Source organism: Saccharibacillus sp. WB 17 (assembly GCF_008634075.2).
GTDB classification, from domain to species: Bacteria; Bacillota; Bacilli; order Paenibacillales; family Paenibacillaceae; genus Saccharibacillus; species Saccharibacillus brassicae.
On record NZ_VPFK02000037.1, the window covers coordinates 1 to 23,827 of the forward strand.

The window sequence follows — 23,827 nt, forward strand, 5'->3', positions numbered from 1 at the left end:
CGGCGGCCCCGCCGCAGGCGCACCGGCGGCTCCGGGCGCCGACGGGAACGGCCCGCAGCCCGGCGCCGCAGCCGGCGCGGAAGGCCCGGCAGCAGCCGTGCCGGTTCCGGCGTCATAAGCGGACGCCCCGAACCGCTTGGCGGCCGTTGATTTGCGGCCGCATCCCGTCGCCGCGGCCGGCCTCGGCTTGTAGCAAGCCGACCGCCGCCCAATTCCGGCGCCGCAAACGGCATAGCGGCATGCCCGCTGCTTGCCAATCTTGCCACAGCGCCAGCCCGCCGATCGACTCCCTAATCGATCGGCGGGCTGGCTTTTTTTCGTTCACAGCCCGCCCTGCCGACCGCCGCTTGACCGTACCCACGAATCCTGATCTAACGAATCCGCATCACGCTATTTGCCCTCCAGCTCGCTTTTATCCCCATTAACGAATCGTTATCACGCTATCGGCTCAAAAACACCCCAAAACGGCCGGGAAAAGCTAGATAAGAATAAGACGATTCGTTAGATTGCGAAAACAGCGAAAAATGGGCAAATAGCGATGTGAGGATTCGTTGGCGCTTCGCGGGCGGCGAGGAGAGGGCGAACGAAAGCCACGAACGAAAGCCACGAACGAAAGCATCCGGAACAACGCAAAAACCCGGCTCTCCAATTTGGAGAGCCGGGTTTCCGACGTTCTGGGGAGACTCCGACACAAAGCTCCTTTTTGCACTCACTCTAACCGTACACTTTAACTGTGCGCCTTCATTGTACCTCTTAAGCTGCACGCGAACTTCCCGATCTTTTACCATGCCCGGCTTGCGACGCGGCTCCTTACTCTCCTTTAAGCACGAGAGGTTCGGACTTGTTGCCGCTGTAGTCTTCGAGCACGACTTCGACTTTTGCAGCGGTGGACGTGAAGCTCAGGCTGGCTTTGGTCGTACGTCCGCGGATGATCCGGTCGCGGTCGCCGACGTTGTAGGTCGTCGGGAACGAGCGGAGTTTGCCGTCTTCGTACACGTACAGATAACGCCAATCGCGCGTGTTCGGCATCGGCAGGTTCAGCGTGGTGCCGTTCCACGACCAGTCTTCGGCGTACGGTTCCGCGATGTTATCGGCAAAGGCGCCGGCGATCGACACCGGAGTCAGGCCGTCTTTTTGCACCGTCACGATATACTCGTCGCCGTTCGTCGGGATGTTCTTGAAGACGGCTTTGGTCTCGCCGTGCGGGATCGTCAGCGTCTCGTTGACCGGCTGCGGCGCGGTCGTCCAGTTGATCGAACGAACGCTCACTTTCGTGTCGCCTTTGACGCTGCGCGGCACGGTCCAACTGACCGCAAGCTCGCCGTTCGTGCCAGGCGTCGCTTTGAGCTGCTCGGGCGCCGTGTTGAGATTGAACGGCACTTCCGCCGCCGCGCTCTCGGTGCCGTCCGGTCCGACCGCTTTGACTTTCACGACGCCGGACTGCGCCGGCAGGTCTTTGACGTAGAACGTCTCGTCGTATTTGCCGCCGACGAACACGTCGTTCACGTACACGTTGTACAGCTGCACGTCGTCGTAGTTGGCGTCGAGGTTCCAGTTCACGAGCATTTCGCCGCTTTCCGGATAGACCGCTTCGATCGCAAGTCCGGTCGGCGCGGCAGGTGCGGCCTGCGCGTCATGCGTCAGGCGCAGTTCGCCGACGTTCATGCGATAATCGCCGATCGGCTTCGCGCCGGGAGCGAACACGAGTCCGAACGCGGCGATTTCCCGTCCGGCGTAGGCGCTCAGGTCGACCTGGGTCGTTTTCCAACCTTGCGTTTTGCCGCCGCTGCCCGGAACCGGCACTTTGACCGTCGTCTCCGGGGCGTCCGCGAAGATCAGGCCGAGGCTCATGACCGAATCGTCGCTTTTGACCGTCTTGTTGTACGTGACGTCCATTTTCGAATCCGCCGCGACGGCCAGATCAGTTTTGTACAGCCGCAGGAACGTCTCCGCATCCAGCTTGCCGCGCAGCGCCAGCGAGCTGCCGCCTTCGTACGCGCCGATCAGCGGATGGTCGAAGCGGTCGCCGCTCTCGTATTGGCGGCCGTAGTCGAAAGCGACGTCAAGCTTGCTGCCCGCCGATTCCTGCCACCACTGCCAGCTCGGCAGCAGATCCTGCAGGCTCATGTTCGACCATTCGTCGTCGCTCGACACTTTGCCGTCCACATAATAATCGAGGCCGTGGCCGGTATTGAAGTTCGTGTAGAACGTATCGCCGCCCACGACGGAACGTTCCGCGATAACGGACGCGACGCCCGGCCAGTAGCGGGTATCCGCATAGACGTCGGCAGCGGTGTTTTGCGCCGAGACCGCCGTATTCGCCGGGTCGAGGTTCGGTCCCGACCACCAGAGCCGTTCGCGCACGTCCGTCATCCATTGGAAGTCGTTCTCGTTGCGCTTGCGGCTCGGCCAACTCTGGTTCATGTCTTCGTCGAGTCCGGCGTGCACGAAGTCCGCGCCGAGCGTCGCGAGGCTGGCCCGCAGCTTGCCTTCGGCATCGAGCTTGGCGGTCAGCGCCGTACCCTGCACGTTTTTGAACCGGTCGCGTCCCGCTTCCAGTCCGGCGTAGCCGTGGTCGAACAAATTGTAATTCGTGCCGTATTTGGCGTTCCAGTCGGCGAGGAATTTCTCCGCGTTGTCGATCTGCGTCTTGCCCATGCCGTAATCGAAGAAGAACGAATCCGACACCTGCTTGTTGTCTTCGGCGTCATGCAGGAATTTCATGTTGTTGGCGCGGAACGTCCGGGCGAACGTGTTCGAGCCGGTGTCCGTGTTGAGCGAGTCGTACCATTGGATATACAGCCCGGCCTGCTTGAGCGTCTTGACGAACTCCTGGTAATCCGGGATGTCCGCCACGGCGACGTTCGGCCCGATCTCTTCCTGATTGACGAAGTAGCCGTCGTAGCCGAAGTATTTGGCCATTTCGATCAGCTTGTCCGCGACCGGGAAATTGCCGTTTTCGTCTTTGACGATCATCTGTTTGTACGTCTGCTGGCCGCGGTCGTTGTTGGAGAAAAAGATGCCGGCCAGCGACACGACGCCGTTTTTGTGCGCCGCATCGGTGTAGGTCGGATTCGGAATATTCAGCATGCCGAACTCGAACCATTTTTGCTGCCAGTCTTTTTGCGCCAACTCGTCATAATATTCCGGCGGTGTGTAAGCAGTCGCGGTGCCGTGCCAGTACGAATAATAATCGGTGTACTGCCAGAAGTTGAAATGGTACTGCGCGAACTTGTTCGTGTAAGGCGCGTTTTCGATAAAGGCATTGCCGTAATCGCCTGCCACGTTCGTCATATGTACGTCGGGGCTGAGACTCGGATCGGCCTGCGTGGCCGCAAACGGCGAGATTCGGGGCTGGAGCGGCACGCGCGAACGCAGCAGTTCGGCATCCGGATCGCGCTCCGGCGTCCAGTCCAGAATGTGCCCGCTCGTATAACCGTGGACGCTCGGCTGATTTTGTCCCTGGGCGCTTTCGCCCTGGAACGGCCACGTATCGCCGGCGCTCGCCTGCAGCGGCAGCGCTGCGGCGGCGAGGGATACGGCCAGTACCGCGGCTGCGGCCCGGTGGGTGGAAGACAGACGACGGGTTTTCTTTTTGCTCCTTGTGCTCATGGGATTCCTCCGTTTGGGTTGAAAGTAGGATCGTGCGCAAGCGAAAAGACGGGCAGGAAAGGACAGGTCGTCAGGCAGAGTCTGTATGGAAACGCTTTCTATTTTAAGTTATCCGATGGGCGCCTTCACAAAAAGAGTCGAAACTAAAGAATAAGGGGTCAAAATAAAGAAAAAGCCTCAAAGGAGGCTTTTTTATTCGGTCCAGGTCCTTTTATGCGTTCCGTCGTCCAAAGACAGCGTCAGAAAATTGCCCAAGAAGTTGGCCGTACTGCCGAAGTTATTGCCGGGCCGGCTTTTTTGGGCAGTTTGAATCGCGAGCCGGAAACGCTTTTTGTCGCGAATCCACGGCTCGGCAGGGGAACGGGAGACGGATGAAGAATGACTAGAGATAGAGATAACCTCCTTGCTTGTGTCGATGGAGTATGAGAGATGACTTAGAGGTTAAACGTCTGAACAGGCGTTTGGGTTACGCATGAAGCGCAAATCGGGTAATAAAGGGAAGAACGCCAGAAAAAAAAGGGCCGCGCCCGTGAAGAAAATTCATCGGCGCCGGCCTGATGGGATGGGGGATTTAACGATGGTGATACGGGAGACCGAAGAAGCTTTTGTGCTCGTTCAGCAGCATGACCATGCGGAATTTTCGGGAGAAGCCGCCGCGCGTTTCGCGGACCGCTTCTACATGATGGAACGGGTGGAAGAGTCGCCGGGCATGCCGGAAGTGACGAAGGACGCGATCGTGCTCGGTGTGAAGGAACACGACCGGGGCTGGATTCGTCCCGACGATACGCCGATCTGGGACGATCATCTGCACGCGCCGTGTTCGTTCAACGAATATCCGATGCTGCCCAAAGTCGTCTTTTACCGGATGGGCGTCGACGAACTGGAAGAGAAACATCCGTACGCCGCGCTGCTGAGTAGTATGTACTACAGCGTGTTCGAAGATATCCAGACGTCGGAACGGGAAGACTGCGTCGCGTTTGTGCACCATGAAGAAGAACGGCAGCAGCGAATCAGCGCCAAATACAGCGGCGTGCAGCAGGAGACGCTGCTGCTGCACCGCCAGATTTTGCAGACCTGCGACGGCATCTCGCTCTACGTCTGCCTGAACGCGCCGGGCATCGGCAAAGAAGACGAGCATCCGTGGTTTAAGGACGGCGTGCCGGGCTCCGAACCGTTCGGCGGCGGCGGGCTGCTTCAGCTGAACTGGCAGGACGAGTCCACGGTCAAGTCCGACCCTTCGCCGTTCGACGGTCCGTTCAGCGCCAAGCTGCGCGAGAAGCACGTGCCGAAAGCGCGTATCCGCGAAGTCGGCATCGCGCAGGCGTATGAAGAAGCGGCGTGGAGCGAGCGGGAGATTCGGTTCATGTAGCGTAACGTGAGAATGACCGACCGGGACAAAGAAAATTCAGGTTGGCGCAAAAAAAAGCAGGGTCGTCCGGCCATTTCAATGGCTTGGGACAACCCTGCTTTTTAATGCCGTTTTTTATGCCGGTCGAATCCGGCTCAGATCGACAACGGCCCGCCGGCGGCCGACACGGGCTCCTGTCCGGAAGGTGCGCCGTTGTTCGCCGATTCTTTTTCTATTCCGTACAGCGCCAGCGCCTTCCTCGCCGTTTCCCGCATCCGCCATTTCAGGTAATCGCCTTCGATCACGCGGACTCTTTTGCCGAGAAAACGCAGTTTGGTCAGGACGTACTGGCTCTCGCTGCCCGTGAAGCTGAGGTGAATCCGGTAGATCTGGTCGCTTTCGTCGAACTCGACGCGCTTGTCGAAGCAGGAAAAGGCGTGCAGGATGCGCGTCAGCTCCCCGTTGAACATCTTGATCACTTCGACGGTCGCTTCGTGGCGCGGCGCTTCCAGCAGTCTGGCCGCGCGGGCGGACATGTCTTCGTAGCGGCCGCGCGACATGCGCGCTTCTTCGACCGAGACAATATGGCACAGCCGCGTGTTCATGGGCGAGCGGCTGGCGGAGTTGTACCAGAGCAGATACCATTCGCGCTTGACCATCGAATACTCCAGCTTGCACGGCAGGCCGGGCTGGGGCGGATTGAGCTTGCCTTTTTTGGTCATGCACTGAAGCTTCATGCCCTGCCGATTGCGCAGAATGCGACGGATCGGAGCCAGCAAGGGATGCACGGTCTGTGCTTCGAGATTGCCCGCTTTTTCCTCCAGCCCGTCCAGCAGGTTCGGCATCTCGTCGTCCAGCGTGCATTCGCGCAGCTTCGCGATCGTGCGTTCTTCCAGCGCTTCCGCGGCCGCCGGATGTTCCAGCATCGACTTCAGCCACGAGCGTTCCTGCGACGTAAGCGTGTACACGCCCGTCTCTTCAAGCCGGGAAGCCAGCTGATAACTGAAAATTTTCTCAAACGGATGATTCATAGTAAGCCTCGATCTCCTTCCATTCGTCGATAAACGACTGTCTGAGTTCCGCCGGTTCCAGCACTTCGCAGCTTGAGCCGAAGCCCCGCAGCCACGGACGGATCTCGGTGACGCCGTTGACTTCGATCTCGTATACGAACGAAGTCTCGTCCGATTCCACGATCTGTCCCCATTGGCCCTGCATGCGCACGCGCTCTTCGATAAAATCCGCCTGGTCATGGCCCGGCCGGTAAAATCTCGCACGCACGGTCACCGGTTCGCCGGTGTCGATCAGCCAACTGCGGCGCAGCCGTTCGTCGAGATCGGCTTTTTTGAGCGCAAAATACGTTTCGGGCACTTCCTGTTCTTCTTCGATCCCGATCATGCCTTCCATGCGGAACTTGACGACCCGGCCTTTGGAGGCCGCGCCGATCAAGTACCATCTGCCGTATTGGTGGTCGTAGACGACTTTGAGCGGCAGCGTACTTTCGCGCCGGACTTCGCTTTCGCGGCCGAACAGCGGGTTGGTGTCTTTGGCGGCATAGCTTTTGCGATTTTTGGGCGAAAAATACTGGAACGAAATGCGCCGGCGCAAATGGATCATCCGCAGCAGCGTGTACAGATGGGCTTCGTCCAGAATCCGCGCGTCATAATGGTATTTGTACGAAAAAGGCTCCAGCAGGCCGTCGTCCCACTGTTCGGCCGGAACGGCCGACTTGAGCGCTTTCTTCAGGTTGTCGCGCAGCAGATACCCCTGAACCGAAGGGATCTGCGTGTTCGCCATGATGTCGACAAATTCATACAGGTCGATCAGCTCTTTTTGCGACAGGCAGTCGGTCAGGTCGTTGTTGAGGATGTAGCGAACAGGCCGTCCGCCCGGCTCGCGCCGCGCGACGCCGATCTCTTCGAGGTAGCGCAGATCGGAGCGGATCGTTTTCTCGTCCGGCATGGCCGCATCGATCGGAAGCTGTTCGCAGCAGGCGTCGAGCAGCTCGGCGGCGGTCTGCGGACGTCCCTTGAGCGCGCCGAGGATAAGCGGCAGCCGGCGGCTCTCGGATTCCTTCATCGACTTGGCGCGGTACAGAAACAGCAGCACCGGCTCGGCCGAATCGGCATAGCCGTAGCGGAACAGGTCCGCAAAGTCCGCGTCCCCGCTGATCTCGCGCAGGCGGCGCACCGTCTTGTCGAAAGTATGTACGGAAATGCCCAGGCGCCCCGCAAACTGCTGCCGGTCGTACCCGCCGCCGCTCAGCGCCAGCAGGCGCAGGAACTGGATTTCCTTGTCGAAGCTTTCTTTGGCCATGGCACTTTCCTCGCTTTCTCGCTCCGTGGGCCGGGACCCGTTTGTCTTCTTCCCATTGTAAGGAATATGAGCGAATTTGTAAAAAACCGGTGGGTTCTCTTGTAGACTCATTTTAAGCGGAAAAGAGGGCGGGGGGACAGGGCGGAAGTATGGCGATAAATGAATCGCCTGGTATACTTCGCGCCTTGGCGTAAGCATGGCGATGAATCGCCGTCACACTCTGCGCCTTGGCGTAAGTATGGCTGGGGGAGCGCGGCGGGACTCTAACGAATCGACGTAACGCTAAATGCGCCTATACGGCTTTTTAGGAAATCTAACGAATCCTCGTAACGCTATTTGCTGTTTTTCACAGGGATTCGCCTGTTTTGGCACCTTTAGCGCTATAAGGATTCGTTAGATTCGGAAAATGCCCCGAAACGCTCGAATAGCGGTATCAGGGTTCGTTAGCAAGCAATCCGAAGCTTCAAAAAGCAATCGAGCGATCGCGCAAAAACCGCCCGATCACTTCCGGATCGCCGCCGGGCACGGCCAACGCCACGTACAGATCCGGCCGGATCAGGTACGCGGCGCCGCGATCCAGTCCGGCGCGGCCGCAGGCGTCGCTCCACTCGAACCGCCGCAGCGCAGGTCCGCGATCCGCGCAGGCGTCGCACCAGGCGGCCAATTCGGGACGGACGTCGCCGTAGACGTGCACCTGCCACCGTATGCCGTCAAGCATCGCAAAGTTGTCGCTGCCGTCCGCGTGCGCGATCCACGGCAGCCGGTCGCCGCCCCGGATGCGGCCTGCTTCGCCTTCGGCCAGCGGACCGCGCCGGTAATGCAGGCCAAGCTGCGACAGAATTCCAAACGCGAAACGCAGCGCCGCCGGCACACGCGCGGCCGACGGGACCGCGACCGGCACGACGCGCGTGCGCATGATGCGTGCCGGAAGCTTCGCCGACGTCGCCAGCGTGAACACCCGGTCCGTCGTCGCGACGAGCCGTCGGGCAAAAGCAAGCCGCTCCGCCTCATAGCTGCCCAGTAGAGCGTCTGCCGCCTGGCCGCGCAGCACCGCCGCCAGTTTCCAGGCCAGATTGATCGCGTCGCCGATCCCCGTGTTCATGCCCTGGCCGCCGGCCGGGCTGTGGATATGCCCGGCATCGCCGAGCAGGAAGACGCGGCCTTCCCGGAAGCGCTCGGCGACGCGGTGATGCACTTTATAAGTCGAGAACCAGTTGACCCGACCGACCCGAATGCGCAGCTTGTCGATCGCGTTTGCGCCGATATCGTCGAACGACAGCGTATCGATCCGATCCGGCCGGTCGTTGACCAGCGTGCCGACCAGACGCGCCCGGCCCGCCGGCGCAAGCGGGAAAATTGCCAGAAAATCCGCGCTCCGATCCAGATTGATATGCACTTCGCCGTCCATCGGCGGGCCTTCGGCCTCCACGTCCGCCACGTAGAAGAAACGGCTGTACGTGCCGCCCGCAAAATCGATGCCGAGGCTTTTGCGCACGATCGAATGCGCGCCGTCGCAGCCGGCCAGATACCTGGCCGAGCAGGCGCGCTCGATGCCGTCGGCCTCCTTGAGCACGGCGCGAACGCCGCCTGTGTCCTGCTCGAAGCGGACAAGTTCGGTCGCATGCTCCACCTGCACGCCGAGTTCCGCCAGACGATCGGCCAGCAGCCGTTCGTGGCGATCCTGCGGCAGGATCAGCACGTAAGGGTACGCGGTCAGCTCGCCAAGTTTGCGCTTGAACGGAATGCGTCCGCGGCGCCTGCCGTTGGCCCAGACATTGAATCCCGGCGCGGCATATCCTTGTTCGAGCGCCGCGTCCGCCAAGCCAAGCTGGCCGTACAGTTCGAGCGTACGGGCCTGCACGGCGAGCGCGCGCGACGTGCCGCCGGGTTCGTGTCTTTTGTCGACGATGCGCACGCGGACCTGCTGCTTCGTCAGCCAGAGCGCCAGAACCAGCCCCGTCGGACCGGCTCCGCAGATCAAAACTTCGGGATCGGATGCCTGCATGATCGAGCCTCCTTTTGTAAGGTTTGCCGAAATGGGAAAGCGGAATGCGGAACAGGGATGAGGACAAGGAACAGGAACGGGGAGTCGGAGTATAGGTAGAGACGCGGAACCGTAACAGGGAGAAGGAATCGGAGTATAAGCAGGAACGCGGAATCGTGCGAACGTCGAGCTTACATAGGATGGATTACCCGCTTTTGAGTTCGATGCCTGATTTGTGAAAAAGAAACAGGAGGCGAGTCGACCGGAGCGAACCCGGAGAGCGATCGACAAGCGGACCTTTGAGAGAATCCGGAGGTAAAAGGAACCGAGCGGGAGAAGAGAGGCGGCGAACAAGGGGAAAGGAAACCGACTGGAGCGGGGAGGTGCTTAGTGCGAGTCGAAGGAGAACCGATTGAAGCGGAGCGAGGGAATGTTGACTTTTTGCTCACATTTTATGCGTTTCCGCCAACTTTTTAAGCAAATGTTGATCTTATGTACACATTTTTCGCATTTACGGGCCTTTATCGGCCTGAAATGCTGAAAATGTTGACTTTATGCGCACATTTGCTTCTTTGGTCCGGCTATACGCGAGAAATGTTGACTTTATGTGCACATTTTGAGGCAGATGCTCTATGTCTGGCGGAATAGGCCGGCTCGCCTGCCCGTCCGCCCAAGTCCGCCCGCGCCCAGCGACGCGTCCTCCCGAGTCGTACTTCCGCCAAGGCGCGAAGTGTGCCAGACGATTACACCAATCGTCATGCTTCCGCCAAGGCGCGAAGTATACCAGACGATTACACCAATCGTCATACTTCCGCCCTGTTCCCGCCCCGCCCGCCATGCGAAGATAAACGCAGGCCAAGGACGGCGGCATTCGCCGAAGTCCTTGATCGTCCGAGGCGCCGGGAAGGGTTCCTTCGACTTCTAATCGTGCAGGTCGCCGGTTCGAATCCGGCTTCCGTCATTACGCGGCGGAATAGCTCAGGGGATAGAGCGGCAGTATAACCTTTCCTCCTTTTTCTTCGGGCAAGCTTGCAAGAACTGGACACGAATTGTCGGCGAGGCGCGGGAGAGGGCTACTTCGACCCATTTGAAAAAAACGGAAGCAGGCGGGTTCGAGCCCCGCCGCAGCCTTCTCCGTTTTTTCTTCGCCGGCTTGTCGTGCCAGTACTCTTTTCCCCTATTCGATATTCCGGTTCCACCATCTATATACCTGTTCCACTATTCATATGCCTGTTCCACACTTTATGTTCCATCCTGCCGATCCGGCATTCCGTACCCCCCATAGTCCCTGTCCCTCAACCCAAACTCACAAGGAGGCCGCCGAGATGAGCCGCGCCGTTCAACGCTTTACCGAACCGTTCTATAATACGCAAGGGTACCGCGCCCACAGCCGCAGCGTCGAGGAAGAATATTTGCAGATGCTGCTGACCAACACGCTCGGCCATACGTTTTACGCCGCTGCGCACGATCTGCTGGCGCAGGCGGCGGAGACGCACGAGGCGCTGGTCGAGCTGAACCCGGAGTTCATGGCGAAAGCGCTCGTGTTTGCCCGCCAAAAAGGCTTCATGCGGCTGCAGCCGATCTACGGTCTGGCCGTGCTGTCCAAAGCTCGCCCGGACCTGTTCGCGCAGGTGTTTGAGCACGTCGTGCTGATCCCGCCGGACCTGGCGGATTTTCTGACGATCCTTACAGGCATGGGCCGCGGACAGGGAGGCCGGGCGGTCAAGCGTCAGGTCGCGCTTTTTCTGCGGCAGACGTCGGAATACTGGGCGATCAAATACGGCGGACGCGGCCGGAGTTACAATCTCGGCGACGCGATCGCGACGGCGCATCCGGTTCCGACGGACGAGCGCCAGCGGGCGCTGTTCCGCTATTTGCGCGGACACGAGACGACGCTTGCCGAACTGCCGCAGATCGCGGCCGTCGAACGGCTCAAACAAGCGGGCCAGGACAAAGAACGCGTCCGCTTGATCCGCGAAGGCCGGCTGCCGTACGAGACGGTGACCGGCGCGATCACGGCGAACAAAAGAATCTGGGAAGCGCTGCTCTACCAGATGCCCCTGTTCGCGCTGCTGCGCCATCTGAACATGCTGGACCGCGAAGGGCTGCTGGAGCGTCCCCAACATTTGCGTTATGTGGTGGAACGGTTGAGCGATGCCGAGGCGCTGCGCAAATCGAAGATTTTGCCGCTGCGCTTTGCGACCGCTTACGATCAGGTGAAGCATCCCGTCGTCAAGGAAGCGCTGGCGCAAGCCGTCGATCTGACGTTCGAGAGCCTGCCCAAGCTGCCGGGACGCACCGCGATTCTGCTCGACATCTCCGGTTCGATGGACGGCGAATATTTGCGCACCGGTTCGGTGTTCGCGCTCGCCCTGTACAAAAAGACGGGCGGAAGCTCGATTTTCCTGACGTTCGACGATCGGGTGCACGATCCGAAGCCTTCGCGCCAAGCGGGCATCCTGCTGCAGGCGTCGCGAATTCGGGCGAGAGGCGGCACGGATACGGGTGCACCGATCCGGCGTTTGACCGAACTGCGCGAGCACGTCGACCAGATCATAATCATCACGGATGAGCAGCAGAACGACGGCAGTCCTTTTTACACGGAGCTTCGGCGCTACCGATCCAGCATCAACCGCGAGGCCAAAGCGTTCGTCGTCGACCTGTCGCCGTACCGTGGAGCGATGGTGCCAAGAGAAGATCGGCAGACGCATTACATTTACGGCTGGAGCGATCAGGTGCTGTCGTATATCGCGGCGGCGGCGCACGGCTTCGATTCCATGAGCGCGCGGGTGTCGCGGATAGAGCTGGAGCACCTCGGCGATCGCGACAAGTCCGAAGGTTACAGCAAGCATTCCAGGCCGGACGGGTAAAAGAAAACAAAAGCGAATATCGGCCCGGACCGTGCGGGATGTACGGTCCGGCCGTTTTCATACAAGGAGGACACGAACATGAGCTACGAAACGATCGGAAAAGTGCGGGTATGGGGCAAAGTGGACGAAGGCGCGCTCAAGCAGGCCCAGACGTGCGCGTATCACGGGGAGGTCGTGCAGACGCTGCTGATGGCCGACCATCACAAAGGCTACAGCCAGCCGATCGGCGGCGTGGTCGCGTACGACGGACAAATCTCGCCGAGCGGCGTCGGCTACGATATCGCCTGCGGCAACAAAGCGGTACGGACCAACCTGATGGCGGCCGACGTCAAAAAAGTCATCAAGCCGATTATGGACGAGATCGGGCGCCGTATCGAATTCGGAGTCGGGCGCTCCAACGCCAAGCCGGTGGATCACGAGCTGTTCGACGACCCGGATTGGTCGGTGTACCGGCAGATCGGCGGGAACGTACACGACAAGCTCAAGAAGCTTGCGCGCGAGCAGCTTGGCACGGTCGGCAGCGGCAACCATTACGTCGACCTGTTCGAAGAACCGGAAACGGGCCGGCTGTGGGTCGGCAACCATTTCGGCAGCCGGGGCTTCGGCCACAAGACGGCGAGCGGATTTCTGAATCTGGCGGCGGGCCGCGATTTTCTGGGCAAAGCGCCGGGCGAGAGCATGGATCAGCCGCCCGTGCTGCTTGATCTGAACAGCGAGAACGGCGACCTGTACTACCGCGCGATGAAGCTGGCCGGACGCTACGCGTATGCGGGCCGCGATTACGTGATCCGTCAGGTGCTCGGCATTTTGGGCGCGACGAGCGATTTCGAAGTGCACAACCATCACAATTTTGCATGGCAAGAAAAGCATGAAGGCAAAGACTGCATCGTCGTGCGCAAAGGAGCGACGCCTTCGGCTCCGGGCCAGCTGGGCTTTATCGGCGGCAGCATGGCGGACATTTCGGTCATCGTGCGCGGCAAAGACACGGCCGAGAACCGGGATTCTTTTTACAGTACGGTGCACGGGGCGGGCCGCGTCATGAGCCGAACCCAGGCCGCGGGCAAGATGAACTGGAAGACGCGCGTGCGCGTCGGCGGCGAGATTACGGAGGAGCGGATGATGAAGGCGGTCAAGCGCTTCGACGTGGAACTGCGCGGCGGCGGAACGGACGAGAGTCCGTTCGTGTACCGGAATCTGCGGGAAGTGCTGGACGCGCATGCCGAGACGATCGACGTGCTGCACACGCTCAAGCCGATCGGCGTGGCGATGGCGGGCGCGAACGAATACGACCCCTACAAAGACTAAGACACAAAGACCAAGACGGCCGCAAGCCAAGCGACAGGACAAAAAAAGCCGGTTCCCGGGAAACAAACGGGGCCGGCTTTGCGTCGTAACAGGTAGAGCGCGGAACGCGACGACAGGAGGCGAGACATCAATGAACGAATCAAACGTGAACGGAAAAGATCTCAAGCGGCACGAGGTCCATACGCAAGGATCGACGCAAGCGCCGACAGAAGCGCCAACAGAAGAGCAGACAGAGGCACAATCGGAAGCGTCGAGAGAGAGCCAACCGGGAGAACCGGGCGCGGAGTCGGCGAAAGCGATCGCGGAGCGCGACAAGAAGATCAGCAAGCTGATGACGATGATGCTGCGGCATGCGCCGGCGGATTTTGGACTGCGGCTTGACCCCGAAGACGGTTCCTGCGACCTGTCCGACCTGCTGGCCGCCGTGCGGCTGAGAAGCGGTTACGAGCACGTGACGGAAGCGGATCTGCGCGGCGTCGTGCGACGTTCGGATAAGCAGCGGTTCGAGATTTTGGAGGCGGAAGATCAAGGCGAGTCGGCAAAAAAAGACAGATCGGCGGCCGGCGAATCGCAAGGCTTCGAGGCAGCAGAAACGGCGGAGGCAGCGGAGGCAGACGACTTTGACGCAAAAGAAGCCGCGCCGCGTATCCGCGCGCGTTACGGGCACAGCTACGAGAAGCTGGCCTATCCGCAGGGAACGCCGCCGGAGACGCTGTATCACGGCACGAACCGCCGGGCGCTGCCGGCGATTCTGGAACACGGACTGCTGCCGATGGGACGCCGGTACGTGCATCTGTCGGCAGAGACGCATTTTGCCGCCCTGGCCGGACAGCGGCGGGGCAAGCTCGTTCTGTTGACCGTGGACACCGCCGCCGCGTCCCAATCCGGCATCGCCTTCTACGACGCCGGCAGCGGCGTCTGGCTGGCCGAGCGCGTCCCGGCGGACGTGCTGACGGAAGCGGCAGAATCCACGGAATCCGCCGAATCGTCGAACTCAAGCGAAGCCGTCCGCTCTGTCAAGCCGCTTCAAGGCGCCGAGCCGAGCGAAACGGCGCAGCCGGCTCTACCCGCCGAAACTACGCAATCGGCTCCATCTGCCGAAACTACGCAATCCGCTCTATCCGCGGGACCGCGGCAGACGATCGATATCGGCGTCAATCTCATGCACCGCTCGTTCGGCAGCGACCGCGAACGCGTGGTCGAAGCGGCTGCCGAAGCCGGCGTGACGCCGCTGATCCTGACCGGAACGAGCGTCCGGAGCAGCCAAGCCGCAGCTGAATACGCGCGGGCCTACCCGGGCCGCCTCTACGCGACGGCCGGCGTGCATCCGCACGACGCCAAGAGCTGCGACGCGCATACGCTGCAAGCTTTGCGCGAACTTGCAGCCGGAGGCGAAGTCGTCGCGATCGGCGAATGCGGCCTGGACTACAATCGCGACTTCTCGCCGCGCGACGTGCAGCGCGAAGTGTTCGCACAGCAGATCGGACTGGCCGCGGAACTTGCGCTGCCGCTGTTCCTGCATGAGCGCGACGCGCATGCCGACTTCGCGCGGCTGCTGCGCGAACATCGGCCGGAGAACGTGCCGGCCGTCGTGCACTGCTTTACCGGCAGCGGGGAAGAGCTGCGCGCCTATCTGGAGATGGGCCTGCATATCGGGATCACCGGCTGGATCTGCGACGAGCGGCGCGGCCGGCATCTGCGGGAGCTGGTGCGGCTCATTCCGCCGGACCGGCTGATGATCGAGACGGACGCGCCGTTCCTGACGCCCCGCGATCTGCGGCCCAAGCCCAAGGACGGGCGCAACGAACCGGCTTTTCTGCCGCATATCGCGGCCGCGGTGGCCGAATGCACGGGGCGCAGCGCAGAGTCGGTGATGGATCAAACGACCGAGACGGCCAAAATATTTTTTAATATCGGAAATGGAAAAAGCGGCCTGTAATCTTTTGATCCCTCGTGATTCGGCCCGTTCAATTATCGTCTATCCGGCGCTCTCCCAAATAACGACGTGAGTACAGTTATTTCCCTGCTTCTGCCCGCGCCGGCTGAAATAGCTGCGAGAAAACAGTTATTTTTTCATATATGCACCGAACTTCTCTTTTTTTCGCCAAATAAGTGGATCTGCGCAGTTATTTGCGATTTCGGCGGTTTTTTCGCGAAAATAAGTGTATTCATGCAAGTAATGAAAGAGTTCTCGCGCTCGGCCGATCCCGGTGCCGCCGGGAAGTCGGATTTTCGAAGTTTGCGCGCAGGCGCCGAGTAATAAGGTGATCAAAATTTTTTTATTCCGTATAATGGGGAGTAAAGCTTCTGGCTTGGCTGCACTTAGACGTATAGTTGAAAAGGAGAGAATAAGATGCGTAAACTCGTATTTTTCGTAGGAGGCGCCGGCAGTGGCAAGACGACGCTGGCAAAAGGAATCACCGACAAGCATCATGCGGTCTTCCTCGATATGGATACCGTATCCCGCCGGGCAAGCGAGAAGATCATGCGGATTGCGGGACATGATCCCGACGATCGCGATTCGGCGGCGTACAAGGAGTTGTGCAGGGACCTCGGCTACGAAATGACGATGGACGTGGCGCGGGAGAATCTGGAGCTGAATGCCGACGTGTTCGCGGTAGGCCCGTTCACGAGCGAGATCCGCAATCCGAACTGGATCCATGACGAGCTGGCGAAGATCGGCGCAACCGTGGACGACGTCGAAGTCAAAGTCGTGTACGTCTACCTCGCCGATATGACGCAGTACAAAAAGCGCATCGAAGAACGGGGTCACAAAGCCGATGAATGGAAACTGGCCAACTGGGACCTGTTCGTGAAGCGCATGGAGCGCACGAACGTGGAGTGGAACCTGCCGGGCGATTCCGTCCTGTACTTCGACAACTCCGCCTCCACGCTGGAAGAAAACACGCTCAGCATCGAGCAATTCGTATACGGCACGCAGGCTTAGGCGTCAGGCGGTCGGTACCAGAGACGCGTTATCCAGAAGGTTAGAACAAGGATGGACGACAATAGACAATAACTGAATGCGTGCTCTGCCGAAAAAGAATATCCGATGCAGCGTACGCAAACGTCACACGCAAATCGCGTATTCAAAAAGCATGCTCAATGGCGTACTCAAAAGACGTAATCAAAAAGCATACTCAAAAACGTATACAAAAGTGAGGCCTCTCCGTCGGGAGAAGCCTCGCTTTTTGTCCGTGCGGCACCTTCTTTTTTACGCGATCCCTTAATAAAGAAGGTTTAATAAAGAAGACTTAATAAGGGTTGTTTAATAAAGAAGCTTTAAGAAGTTTTTTTGAAAAAGCAAGTAGGTACGGGGTGGGGCGGGGGCGAAGCAAGCGCAGTTGCGAGACCAGTAGTGATACGGATATGCATACCGATAGCGGATAGCGTTTCAGACCGCCGTACCGATACCGGTGCGGACGACTCGTCACCGCTGCAGATTGCCTGCCGCTCGCGTCGATCCTCCGCCAACGAATCGATCGCCCGCCACACAGGTTCGCCGGTTTGTTCGTCCGGCCGCCCCGGTACGGGAGATTTAAGGTTCTTCCTCGCGGTCGTACAACCGGCTTTTGGGCTGTTCGCTCCGAAGTTCGGCTGACAGGCGGCGAAAACGCCGTAGATTGAGCACGAACGTGTAGCCGCGCAGGGCGGCGAGCAGAAGCGGCAGCAAAATGCCGGGCAGCGCATAGAGGTCGAAATAGAAAATCGAAGCGATAGCCAAGGCGACGAACAGCACGTCGAACATCATTTTCTGCTGCAGGCGGAGCTGGAGTTTGCGTTTATCCATGCGGACGTTCCCCGCCGCCGGAAGAGGCGCCGGCCGCTTCCCGCAGCCGCTCCGCAAATTCGTCTTCCGACAGGATGCGGACGGCGCTGCCGCCCGCCGCAAGCCGTGCGGCGGACTGCGTCTTGCCGCTCATATAGCCGCCTGCGGCATACTTGGCGTAGTCGCTGCGCCCGACGACGACATAATCGGTCTTCCATTCGACCGATTCCGTACACAGCGCGCCGAAGCCGGCGGCTGTACGCTGGGCGTCTTCGCGCTTGAAGCCGCTCAGCCGCCCGGAGAACACGATCCGCTTCCCGTACAGCGGATTGCCGCGGTCGGCTGCCGCATTTGGCGCCGGCAGGCCGGCTGTGGCCTTTGCGCCGCCAGCCGCGCCTGCACCCGGGCCGGCCGCAGCCCGGCCGGCTTTGGTGCGTCCGCCTTTGGCAGCGGACGACGAGAACGTAATATGCTGGGCGCCGTTCTCCAGCATCTCGCCCAGCCGATAGCCGTAGCGGTCGGCCAGGGCGTCGCAGTCCGAAGCTTCGCCCGCTTCCGAGCAGCGGAGAAAGATCCGGGCGGCCGCCCGCGCGTCTTCGAGCGCGTCGTGATGCTTGAACGCGTTCAGCCCGAGCTGGCGCGTGACGGTGTTCAGTTTGTGGTTCGGCATCTCCGGCCAGATCTTGCGCGCCAGCAGGCACGAACACATGTAGCGGATCGGCGGCAGGTGCAGCCCGAGCGTCTCCGCGCTGCGGCGCAGCACGCTCATATCGAACGAAGCGTTGTGCGCGACGAGCACGCGGTCTTCGATCCGGCGGCTCAGCTCCGGCCAAATATCGGCAAACGACGGAGCGTTCTCGACCTGGTCCGGCGTAATGCCGTGCACGGCGATGCAGAAATAATCGAAGTCGTCATGCGGATTGACGAGCGTATAATATTCGTCGACGATTTTGCCGCCGCGCACGTCGACGAGGCCTACCGCACAGACGCTCGCCCGTTTGGAATTGGCCGTCTCGAAGTCGATCGCCACGAAGTCCATAACGTCGATCCCTCCTTTTTTTTATCAATGACCCGATCCTGCGATCCGGTCTTGTGCAATCCGGTCTTCAGCTGCCGATAAACGGACAGCGCCGGGCAAATTCGGAACTGCCGACCTGTTCCACGAGGAACCGGGCGACGTCGCCGTTGTAGATCCGGTTGCCCGTCATGCGTTCGGCGTCAGCCTTGATCGCGCAGCCGCCCTGGCCTTCCTTGACGACCGGCAGGCGCACGAGCGTCCATTCCGCCGAACTGCCGCGCAGCACGTTCCATTCCTGCAGCCGGTCGGAAGCGAACTGCGGATGCAGCGAACGCAGCATGCGGGACACGACGCGGCCGCCGAGCGATTTGCGGTCGCCCTGAAGCTTCAGCGACAGTCCGGTGACGCCGATGTAGCGCGGGACGCCGGCCCGTTCCATTTCTTCGAGCACGCGGCCGGTGACCGCGCTGTACAGAGGTTCTTCCTCCGGCGGTCTGCCGAAGGTGTTGATGACGGCGGAGCAGCCGGCCAGCAGTTCGCGCAGCGAATCGTGACGCGTCGCGTCTCCCTGCACGACGGACAGTCTCGCGGCCATCTCCGGCGGCAGCTGCATGCTCCGCACGTTCCGGACGAGCATCCGTACCCGATAGCCCTGCTGAAGTGCGCAGCTGACGACATATCGGCCTACGCTGCCCGTCCCGCCGATCACGGCAATGAGCTTAGACTGATTCATGGGACCCTCCATCTATATCCATCCTGAAAATGCGTTGATCGGGCCTGCCGCCGCAAAGGCGCAGGTCCTCTTTCTATTATCTATTATGCGATTCCGGCGTGCCGGTTTCAACTTTGCTCGCTTCGAGGGAGTCGGCAAGGTGGGGCTTTTTTACACAAATCGTAACCATTCTTAATCTTTGTCGAATGTTCGCTACCTACACTGGAACAGGATTGAAAAACATACAGAGGAGTGGATTTGTTTGCAAAAGGTTGGACCGGTACGCGGACGCGGCAAGGCAGCTTGGATGGCAGGGGCGCTTTCGGCGGCCATGCTGATGGGAACGGGAGCGCAGGCGGCGACAGCCGCCGAACAACCGGAGATTCAGGCGCAGAATGTGATCATCCTGATTCCGGACGGCATGGGCATGGACGGCACCACGCTCGCGCGCTGGTACAACGGCGGCAAGCCGTTGGCGATGGACGAGATGGCCAGCGGCCTCGTGCGTACCTACTCCGCCGACGCCGCGATCGCGGATTCGGCTCCGGCCGGAACGGCTTTTGCGACCGGCTACAAATCGCATACCGGTTACGTCGGCGTGCTGCCGGACAAGAACACGATGCCGGGCCTCGCTCCAATCGCAAGCGGCGACGAGAAGAAGCCGGTCGCGAACGTGCTGGAAGCGGCGCGCCTGGCCGGCAAATCGACGGGCATCATCGCCACGTCCGAGATCATGCACGCGACGCCGGCCGCTTTTAGCGCCCACTATCCGGACCGAGGCAACTATGACGCCCTGAGCAAGCAGCAGGTCTATGCGGGCATCGACGTGGTGCTTGGCGGCGGAGCCAAATACTTCACGCCGGCCGGCCGCAAAGACGGGGAGAACCTGCAAAACGTGATCCGCGACAGAGGCTACGCCCTGGTCAACGATACGGCAAGCCTGAAAGCGGCCGATTCCGACAAGCTGTGGGGCATGTTCGCCGATGCCGCGATGAGCTACGACATGGACCGCGACCCGGTCAAACAGCCGAGCCTTGCGGAAATGACGGAAAAAGCGATCGACGTGCTGGACCGTAACGAAGACGGATTTTTCCTGATGGTCGAAGGCAGCAAAGTCGATTGGGCGGCGCATGCCAACGATCCGATCGGCATCATCAGCGACGTGAACGCGTTCGACAAAGCGGTCGGCGAAGCGCTCGAATTCGCCAAAGAAGACGGCAATACGATGGTGCTCGCGGTAACGGACCATGCGAACGGCGGCATTTCGATCGGTGACCGCGCCACGACGGGCACGTACGACAAAGAGCCGCTGTCCACGTTCACCGCTCCGCTGCTCAAAGCGAAGCTGACCGGCGAAGGCGTCGAAGCGAAGCTTGCGAGCCCGCGCACCAACAACAACATCAAGCAGGTCGTCGGCCAGTATTACGGCATCACCGATCTGACGAACAAAGAAATCGAGACGATCCGCCGGGCGGAAGCCGGTCGCCTGAACTCCGTGATCGGACCGATGATCAGCGAACGCGCGCATATCGGCTGGACGTCGGGCGGCCATACGGGCGGCGACGTCGCGTTGTACTCGTACGCGCCGGAAGGACGGAAGCTGCACGGCGTTTTGGAAAACACGGATATCGCGCGCGCGATGGAATCGGCGCTCGGCCTCGACCTGGCTGCGGTATCGAAGCGCCTGTTCGTGCCGGCCGCGGACGCGTTCAAAGCCAAAGGCGCGCAGTGGAAACTGGACGAGAGCAACAAAGCCAATCCGGTCCTGGTCGTGACCAAAGGCAGCGATACACTGCGCCTGCCGGTATTCAAAAGCGTGGCCGACCTGAACGGCAAAAGCGTCCAGCTCGAAGGCAACGTCGTCAGCAACGGCGTGCAGGTGTTCGTGCCGCAGGATGCGGTTGACCTGCTTCCTTAAGCGAAGCGATTGAAGCCGCCGCCCACGGATTGCAGCGGGTGCTTCAAGCGAACGGGCGCTGCACGAAGCAGACGCCGCAGACGAGAACAGCCGCGCGTTCAGACACGCGAACAGGCACGCGGCCAGATGAGGAAGACTCCGGCATGATTCAGGCCGGAGTCTTTTTTTTCAGGGGATGATACCAACGCGCTACAATCGGGTATTGATAGGTGAAGAAGGTGCTTGCTCGATGCTTGCGCGCAAACAAGTCGTTTGCCCACGCATTGCCGGGAGCCGAATTCCATGACAATGACCCGGGAGAATACTATGATCCTATTTGAAGAAGTGAGCAAGGTGTATGGCGACGGACGCAAAGCGGCCGCCGAATTGTCTTTTGAAGTGCAAAAGGGTGAATTTTTCGTCCTGATCGGTCCCAGCGGCTGCGGCAAAACGACCGTGCTCAAGATGATCAACCGGCTGATCGAAGCGAGCGGAGGACGCATCGCGATCGACGGACGTTCGATGGACGACTACAAGCTGAACGAACTGCGTTGGAATATCGGCTATGTGCTGCAGCAGATCGCGCTTTTCCCGCATATGACCGTCGCGGAGAACGTGGCGATCGTGCCCGAGCTAATGAAGAAACCGAAAGCGGAAATCGACAAAACGATCGACCGGCTGCTGCATATGGTCGGTCTCGATCCGGCCGTCTACCGCGGCAAGCGCCCGTCCGAACTGTCCGGCGGCCAGCAGCAGCGGGTCGGCGTCGTGCGCGCGCTTGCGGCCGATCCCGACATCCTGCTGATGGACGAGCCGTTCAGCGCGCTCGATCCGGTCACGCGGGAGAAACTGCAGAACGACCTGCTGGAACTTCAGCGCACGATCCGCAAGACGATCGTCTTCGTCACGCACGACATGCGCGAAGCGCTCAAGCTGGGCGACCGCATCTGCGTAATGAACGGAGGCCAAATCGTACAGATCGGTACGCCCGACGATATTTTGCATGTGCCCGCGAACGACTTTGTCCGCGAATTTCTGGGCGATGCGGCAGTCGGCGGGTCGGGATACGGCCCGGACGTGCCGCTGACCGCCGAAGACCTGATCGAGCCGATGACGCCCGATCAGCAGTTGGCGACGAACGGCGCGGTCACGATCGGCGCCGATACCCGGCTCGGCGAGCTGCTCTGGCATCTCGCGGCGGAAGAGCGGCTGATCGTGCGCCGGGGCGACGTCGTGATCGGACTGCTCGAACGCGAACGGACGCTCAAGCGGATCGCCCGTGAGATCGAGGAAGGGGGCGGCGCCGAATGAATACGTTCTTCGACGTGTTTGCCCAGCGGCAGGAGCAGCTCTGGACGACGCTTGGCGAGCATATTACGCTGTCGTTCATCTCGCTGCTCATCGCCGCGCTGATCTCCGTTCCGCTCGGCCTGATGCTCGCCAGACGACCGCGCGGCGCGGAAGGCATCATCGGCGTAACCGCCGTCCTGCAGACGATTCCGTCGCTTGCGCTGCTCGGCTTGATGATCCCGCTGCTCGGCATCGGCCGCGTGCCGGCCGTCGTCGCGCTCGTCATCTACGCGCTGCTGCCGATTCTGCGCAATACGTATACCGGCGTACGCGGCGTCGATCCTTCGCTGCTCGAAGCGGCCGACGCGATGGGCATGAATCGCCGGCGCCGCCTGGTCAAGGTCGAGCTGCCGCTCGCGATGCCCGTCATCATGGCCGGTATCCGCACGGCGACCGTGCTGATCATCGGCACGGCAACGCTTGCCGCCCTGATCGGCGGCGGCGGTCTCGGCGAGCTGATCCTGCTCGGGATCGACCGCAACGACACGAACCTGATCCTGCTCGGCGCGATTCCCGCCGCTTTGCTTGCGATCGTGTTCGATCTGGCGCTGCGCTTCCTGCAGAAGCTGTCGCTGAAGCGTTCGCTCGCGGCGCTGGGCGGGTTCGCGCTCGTGATCGCCGCTTTCCTGATCATCCCGCTCGTCGGCCAGTCCAATAAAGCCGATCTGGTCATCGCCGGCAAGCTCGGCGCGGAACCGGAGATCCTGATCAATATGTACAAGGAATTGATCGAACAGGATACCGACCTGGACGTGGAATTGAAGCCGGGCCTCGGCAAGACGTCGTTCGTCTTCGCGGCGCTTCAGAGCGGCGACGTCGACGTGTACCCGGAGTTCACCGGCACGGCGATCAGCGAATTCATGAAGACGACGGCCGTCAGCACCGACGCCGCCGAAGTGTACGCCCAAGCGCGGGACGGCATGAAGAGCCAGTTCAATATGGCGATGCTCGAACCGATGGCGTACAACAATACGTACGCGCTGGCCATGTCGAAAAAGCTGGCCGACCAATACGAAGTGAAGTCGATCTCCGACCTCAAGCCGCTGGAGAACAATCTGGAAGCCGGCTTCACGCTGGAATTTTCCGATCGCGAAGACGGCTATCTGGGCATTCAGAAATTGTACGGCATCGACTTCCATACCGTGTTCACGATGGAACCGAAGCTGCGCTACCAGGCGATCGAGAGCGGCGATATCGACCTGCTCGACGCGTATTCGACCGACAGCGAACTGGCCGAATACGACCTGACCGTGCTCGAAGACGACAAAGGCTTGTTCCCGCCGTATCAGGGCGCGCCGCTCATGCTTCAGAGCACGCTCGACGAGCATCCGGAACTGGCCGACGCGCTGAACGTTCTGGCCGGGCAGATCACGGACGACGAGATGCGCAAGATGAACTACGCGGTCAACGCGGAAGGACGTTCGGCGGAAGAAGTGGCCCGCGAATTCCTGACCGGCAAAGGACTGCTGAAATAAAATCGAGCGTTAGGCTTCAAAGATCCGGTTGCAGAGATCGAACCGAACAGGCGTAACACCGGAATGAACGAACGTTCCTCCGCGGCAAGCTTCGCCAGAAGCGCTGCGGACGGAGCGTTTTTTGGATAGCGGCGGCAAAAAAACGAATCCCGAAAGCGAATAGGCACGTAGAGG

The 23,827-nt window shown here is 60.5% G+C and carries 15 protein-coding genes and 1 pseudogene; 9 read left to right on the top strand and 7 right to left on the bottom strand.

Annotated features, from left to right (window positions below; translation table 11 throughout):
* Window positions 1–810 precede the first annotated feature (810 nt).
* Entirely contained in the window at window positions 811–3,612 is a 2,802-nt protein-coding gene (locus FTE24_RS17290; RefSeq protein WP_150232005.1) for an endo-beta-N-acetylglucosaminidase, read from the bottom strand.
* Between the two features lie 577 nt (window positions 3,613–4,189).
* Between FTE24_RS17290 and FTE24_RS17295 the strand changes: the two genes are divergently transcribed.
* The gene (locus tag FTE24_RS17295) at window positions 4,190–4,981 is read left to right on the top strand and encodes a DUF3891 family protein (RefSeq protein ID WP_160441813.1); all 792 of its coding nucleotides are present in this window, start codon (window positions 4,190–4,192) and stop codon (window positions 4,979–4,981) included.
* A 134-nt stretch (window positions 4,982–5,115) separates the two neighbouring features.
* Here the strand turns inward: FTE24_RS17295 and FTE24_RS17300 are convergent, their stop codons facing one another.
* The 3 genes from FTE24_RS17300 to FTE24_RS17310 all read right to left on the bottom strand — a co-directional run bounded on the left by FTE24_RS17300 (window position 5,116) and on the right by FTE24_RS17310 (window position 9,278).
* Window positions 5,116–5,991: a WYL domain-containing protein gene (locus tag FTE24_RS17300; protein WP_150232001.1), complete on the bottom strand. Its 876-nt coding sequence runs from the start codon at window positions 5,989–5,991 to the stop codon at window positions 5,116–5,118.
* Window positions 5,975–7,273 (bottom strand): helix-turn-helix transcriptional regulator, encoded by a 1,299-nt coding sequence (locus FTE24_RS17305; protein WP_150231999.1) that lies wholly within the window; start codon window positions 7,271–7,273, stop codon window positions 5,975–5,977. Before FTE24_RS17305 ends, FTE24_RS17300 begins: the two co-directional genes overlap by 17 nt.
* A gap of 463 nt (window positions 7,274–7,736) precedes the next feature.
* On the bottom strand, window positions 7,737–9,278 hold the full coding sequence (locus FTE24_RS17310) for an FAD-dependent monooxygenase (protein WP_150231997.1): 1,542 nt from the start codon (window positions 9,276–9,278) through the stop codon (window positions 7,737–7,739).
* 1,304 nt (window positions 9,279–10,582) lie between these two features.
* Here FTE24_RS17310 and FTE24_RS17315 point away from each other — a divergent pair.
* The 5 genes and pseudogenes from FTE24_RS17315 to FTE24_RS17330 all read left to right on the top strand — a co-directional run bounded on the left by FTE24_RS17315 (window position 10,583) and on the right by FTE24_RS17330 (window position 16,379).
* Window positions 10,583–12,127 (top strand): TROVE domain-containing protein, encoded by a 1,545-nt coding sequence (locus FTE24_RS17315; RefSeq protein WP_150231994.1) that lies wholly within the window; start codon window positions 10,583–10,585, stop codon window positions 12,125–12,127.
* Between the two features lie 78 nt (window positions 12,128–12,205).
* A complete protein-coding gene (locus tag FTE24_RS17320) occupies window positions 12,206–13,432 on the top strand; it encodes an RtcB family protein (protein WP_150231993.1) in 1,227 nt (408 codons plus the stop codon).
* A gap of 130 nt (window positions 13,433–13,562) precedes the next feature.
* Window positions 13,563–14,351: pseudogene (locus tag FTE24_RS23335) on the top strand (RNA 2'-phosphotransferase); the annotation flags it as partial.
* 222 nt (window positions 14,352–14,573) lie between these two features.
* Window positions 14,574–15,371 (top strand): TatD family hydrolase, encoded by a 798-nt coding sequence (locus tag FTE24_RS23340; RefSeq protein WP_337190067.1) that lies wholly within the window; start codon window positions 14,574–14,576, stop codon window positions 15,369–15,371.
* Between the two features lie 414 nt (window positions 15,372–15,785).
* On the top strand, window positions 15,786–16,379 hold the full coding sequence (locus tag FTE24_RS17330; protein WP_150231991.1) for an AAA family ATPase: 594 nt from the start codon (window positions 15,786–15,788) through the stop codon (window positions 16,377–16,379).
* 591 nt (window positions 16,380–16,970) lie between these two features.
* On the opposite strand, the gene FTE24_RS17335 is transcribed toward FTE24_RS17330, so the two are convergent.
* The 3 genes from FTE24_RS17335 to FTE24_RS17345 all read right to left on the bottom strand — a co-directional run bounded on the left by FTE24_RS17335 (window position 16,971) and on the right by FTE24_RS17345 (window position 18,952).
* A complete protein-coding gene (locus FTE24_RS17335; protein WP_150231989.1) occupies window positions 16,971–17,222 on the bottom strand; it encodes a hypothetical protein in 252 nt (83 codons plus the stop codon).
* A complete protein-coding gene (locus FTE24_RS17340; RefSeq protein ID WP_150231987.1) occupies window positions 17,215–18,240 on the bottom strand; it encodes an exonuclease domain-containing protein in 1,026 nt (341 codons plus the stop codon). Before FTE24_RS17340 ends, FTE24_RS17335 begins: the two co-directional genes overlap by 8 nt.
* A gap of 67 nt (window positions 18,241–18,307) precedes the next feature.
* The gene (locus tag FTE24_RS17345) at window positions 18,308–18,952 is read right to left on the bottom strand and encodes an NAD(P)-dependent oxidoreductase (protein ID WP_160441815.1); all 645 of its coding nucleotides are present in this window, start codon (window positions 18,950–18,952) and stop codon (window positions 18,308–18,310) included.
* A 286-nt stretch (window positions 18,953–19,238) separates the two neighbouring features.
* On the opposite strand from FTE24_RS17345, the gene FTE24_RS17350 reads away from it, so the two are divergent.
* The 3 genes from FTE24_RS17350 to FTE24_RS17360 all read left to right on the top strand — a co-directional run bounded on the left by FTE24_RS17350 (window position 19,239) and on the right by FTE24_RS17360 (window position 23,653).
* Window positions 19,239–20,849 carry an alkaline phosphatase gene (locus FTE24_RS17350; RefSeq protein ID WP_150232620.1) on the top strand — a complete coding sequence of 537 codons (1,611 nt, stop codon included), beginning with the start codon at window positions 19,239–19,241 and terminating at the stop codon, window positions 20,847–20,849.
* A 306-nt stretch (window positions 20,850–21,155) separates the two neighbouring features.
* The gene (locus FTE24_RS17355; protein ID WP_150231983.1) at window positions 21,156–22,139 is read left to right on the top strand and encodes an ABC transporter ATP-binding protein; all 984 of its coding nucleotides are present in this window, start codon (window positions 21,156–21,158) and stop codon (window positions 22,137–22,139) included.
* A complete protein-coding gene (locus tag FTE24_RS17360) occupies window positions 22,136–23,653 on the top strand; it encodes an ABC transporter permease/substrate-binding protein (protein WP_150231981.1) in 1,518 nt (505 codons plus the stop codon). The genes FTE24_RS17355 and FTE24_RS17360 overlap by 4 nt, the downstream gene beginning before the upstream one ends.
* The last annotated feature ends 174 nt before the right edge of the window (window positions 23,654–23,827 follow it).

Excerpts from the sequence above, each read along its gene's own strand:
- FTE24_RS17300 (WP_150232001.1), bottom strand. The coding sequence starts at position 5,991 with ATGAATCATCCGTTTGAGAAAATTTTCAGTTATCAGCTGGCTTCCCGG.
- FTE24_RS17360 (WP_150231981.1), top strand. The coding sequence starts at position 22,136 with ATGAATACGTTCTTCGACGTGTTTGCCCAGCGGCAGGAGCAGCTCTGG.
- FTE24_RS17340 (WP_150231987.1), bottom strand. The coding sequence starts at position 18,240 with ATGGACTTCGTGGCGATCGACTTCGAGACGGCCAATTCCAAACGGGCG.
- FTE24_RS17345 (WP_160441815.1), bottom strand. The coding sequence starts at position 18,952 with ATGAATCAGTCTAAGCTCATTGCCGTGATCGGCGGGACGGGCAGCGTA.
- FTE24_RS17330 (WP_150231991.1), top strand. The coding sequence starts at position 15,786 with ATGCGTAAACTCGTATTTTTCGTAGGAGGCGCCGGCAGTGGCAAGACG.
- FTE24_RS17290 (WP_150232005.1), bottom strand. The coding sequence starts at position 3,612 with ATGAGCACAAGGAGCAAAAAGAAAACCCGTCGTCTGTCTTCCACCCAC.
- FTE24_RS17335 (WP_150231989.1), bottom strand. The coding sequence starts at position 17,222 with ATGGATAAACGCAAACTCCAGCTCCGCCTGCAGCAGAAAATGATGTTC.
- FTE24_RS17350 (WP_150232620.1), top strand. The coding sequence starts at position 19,239 with ATGGCAGGGGCGCTTTCGGCGGCCATGCTGATGGGAACGGGAGCGCAG.
- FTE24_RS17295 (WP_160441813.1), top strand. The coding sequence starts at position 4,190 with ATGGTGATACGGGAGACCGAAGAAGCTTTTGTGCTCGTTCAGCAGCAT.
- FTE24_RS17315 (WP_150231994.1), top strand. The coding sequence starts at position 10,583 with ATGAGCCGCGCCGTTCAACGCTTTACCGAACCGTTCTATAATACGCAA.
- FTE24_RS17310 (WP_150231997.1), bottom strand. The coding sequence starts at position 9,278 with ATGCAGGCATCCGATCCCGAAGTTTTGATCTGCGGAGCCGGTCCGACG.
- FTE24_RS17305 (WP_150231999.1), bottom strand. The coding sequence starts at position 7,273 with ATGGCCAAAGAAAGCTTCGACAAGGAAATCCAGTTCCTGCGCCTGCTG.
- FTE24_RS17320 (WP_150231993.1), top strand. The coding sequence starts at position 12,206 with ATGAGCTACGAAACGATCGGAAAAGTGCGGGTATGGGGCAAAGTGGAC.
- FTE24_RS17355 (WP_150231983.1), top strand. The coding sequence starts at position 21,156 with ATGATCCTATTTGAAGAAGTGAGCAAGGTGTATGGCGACGGACGCAAA.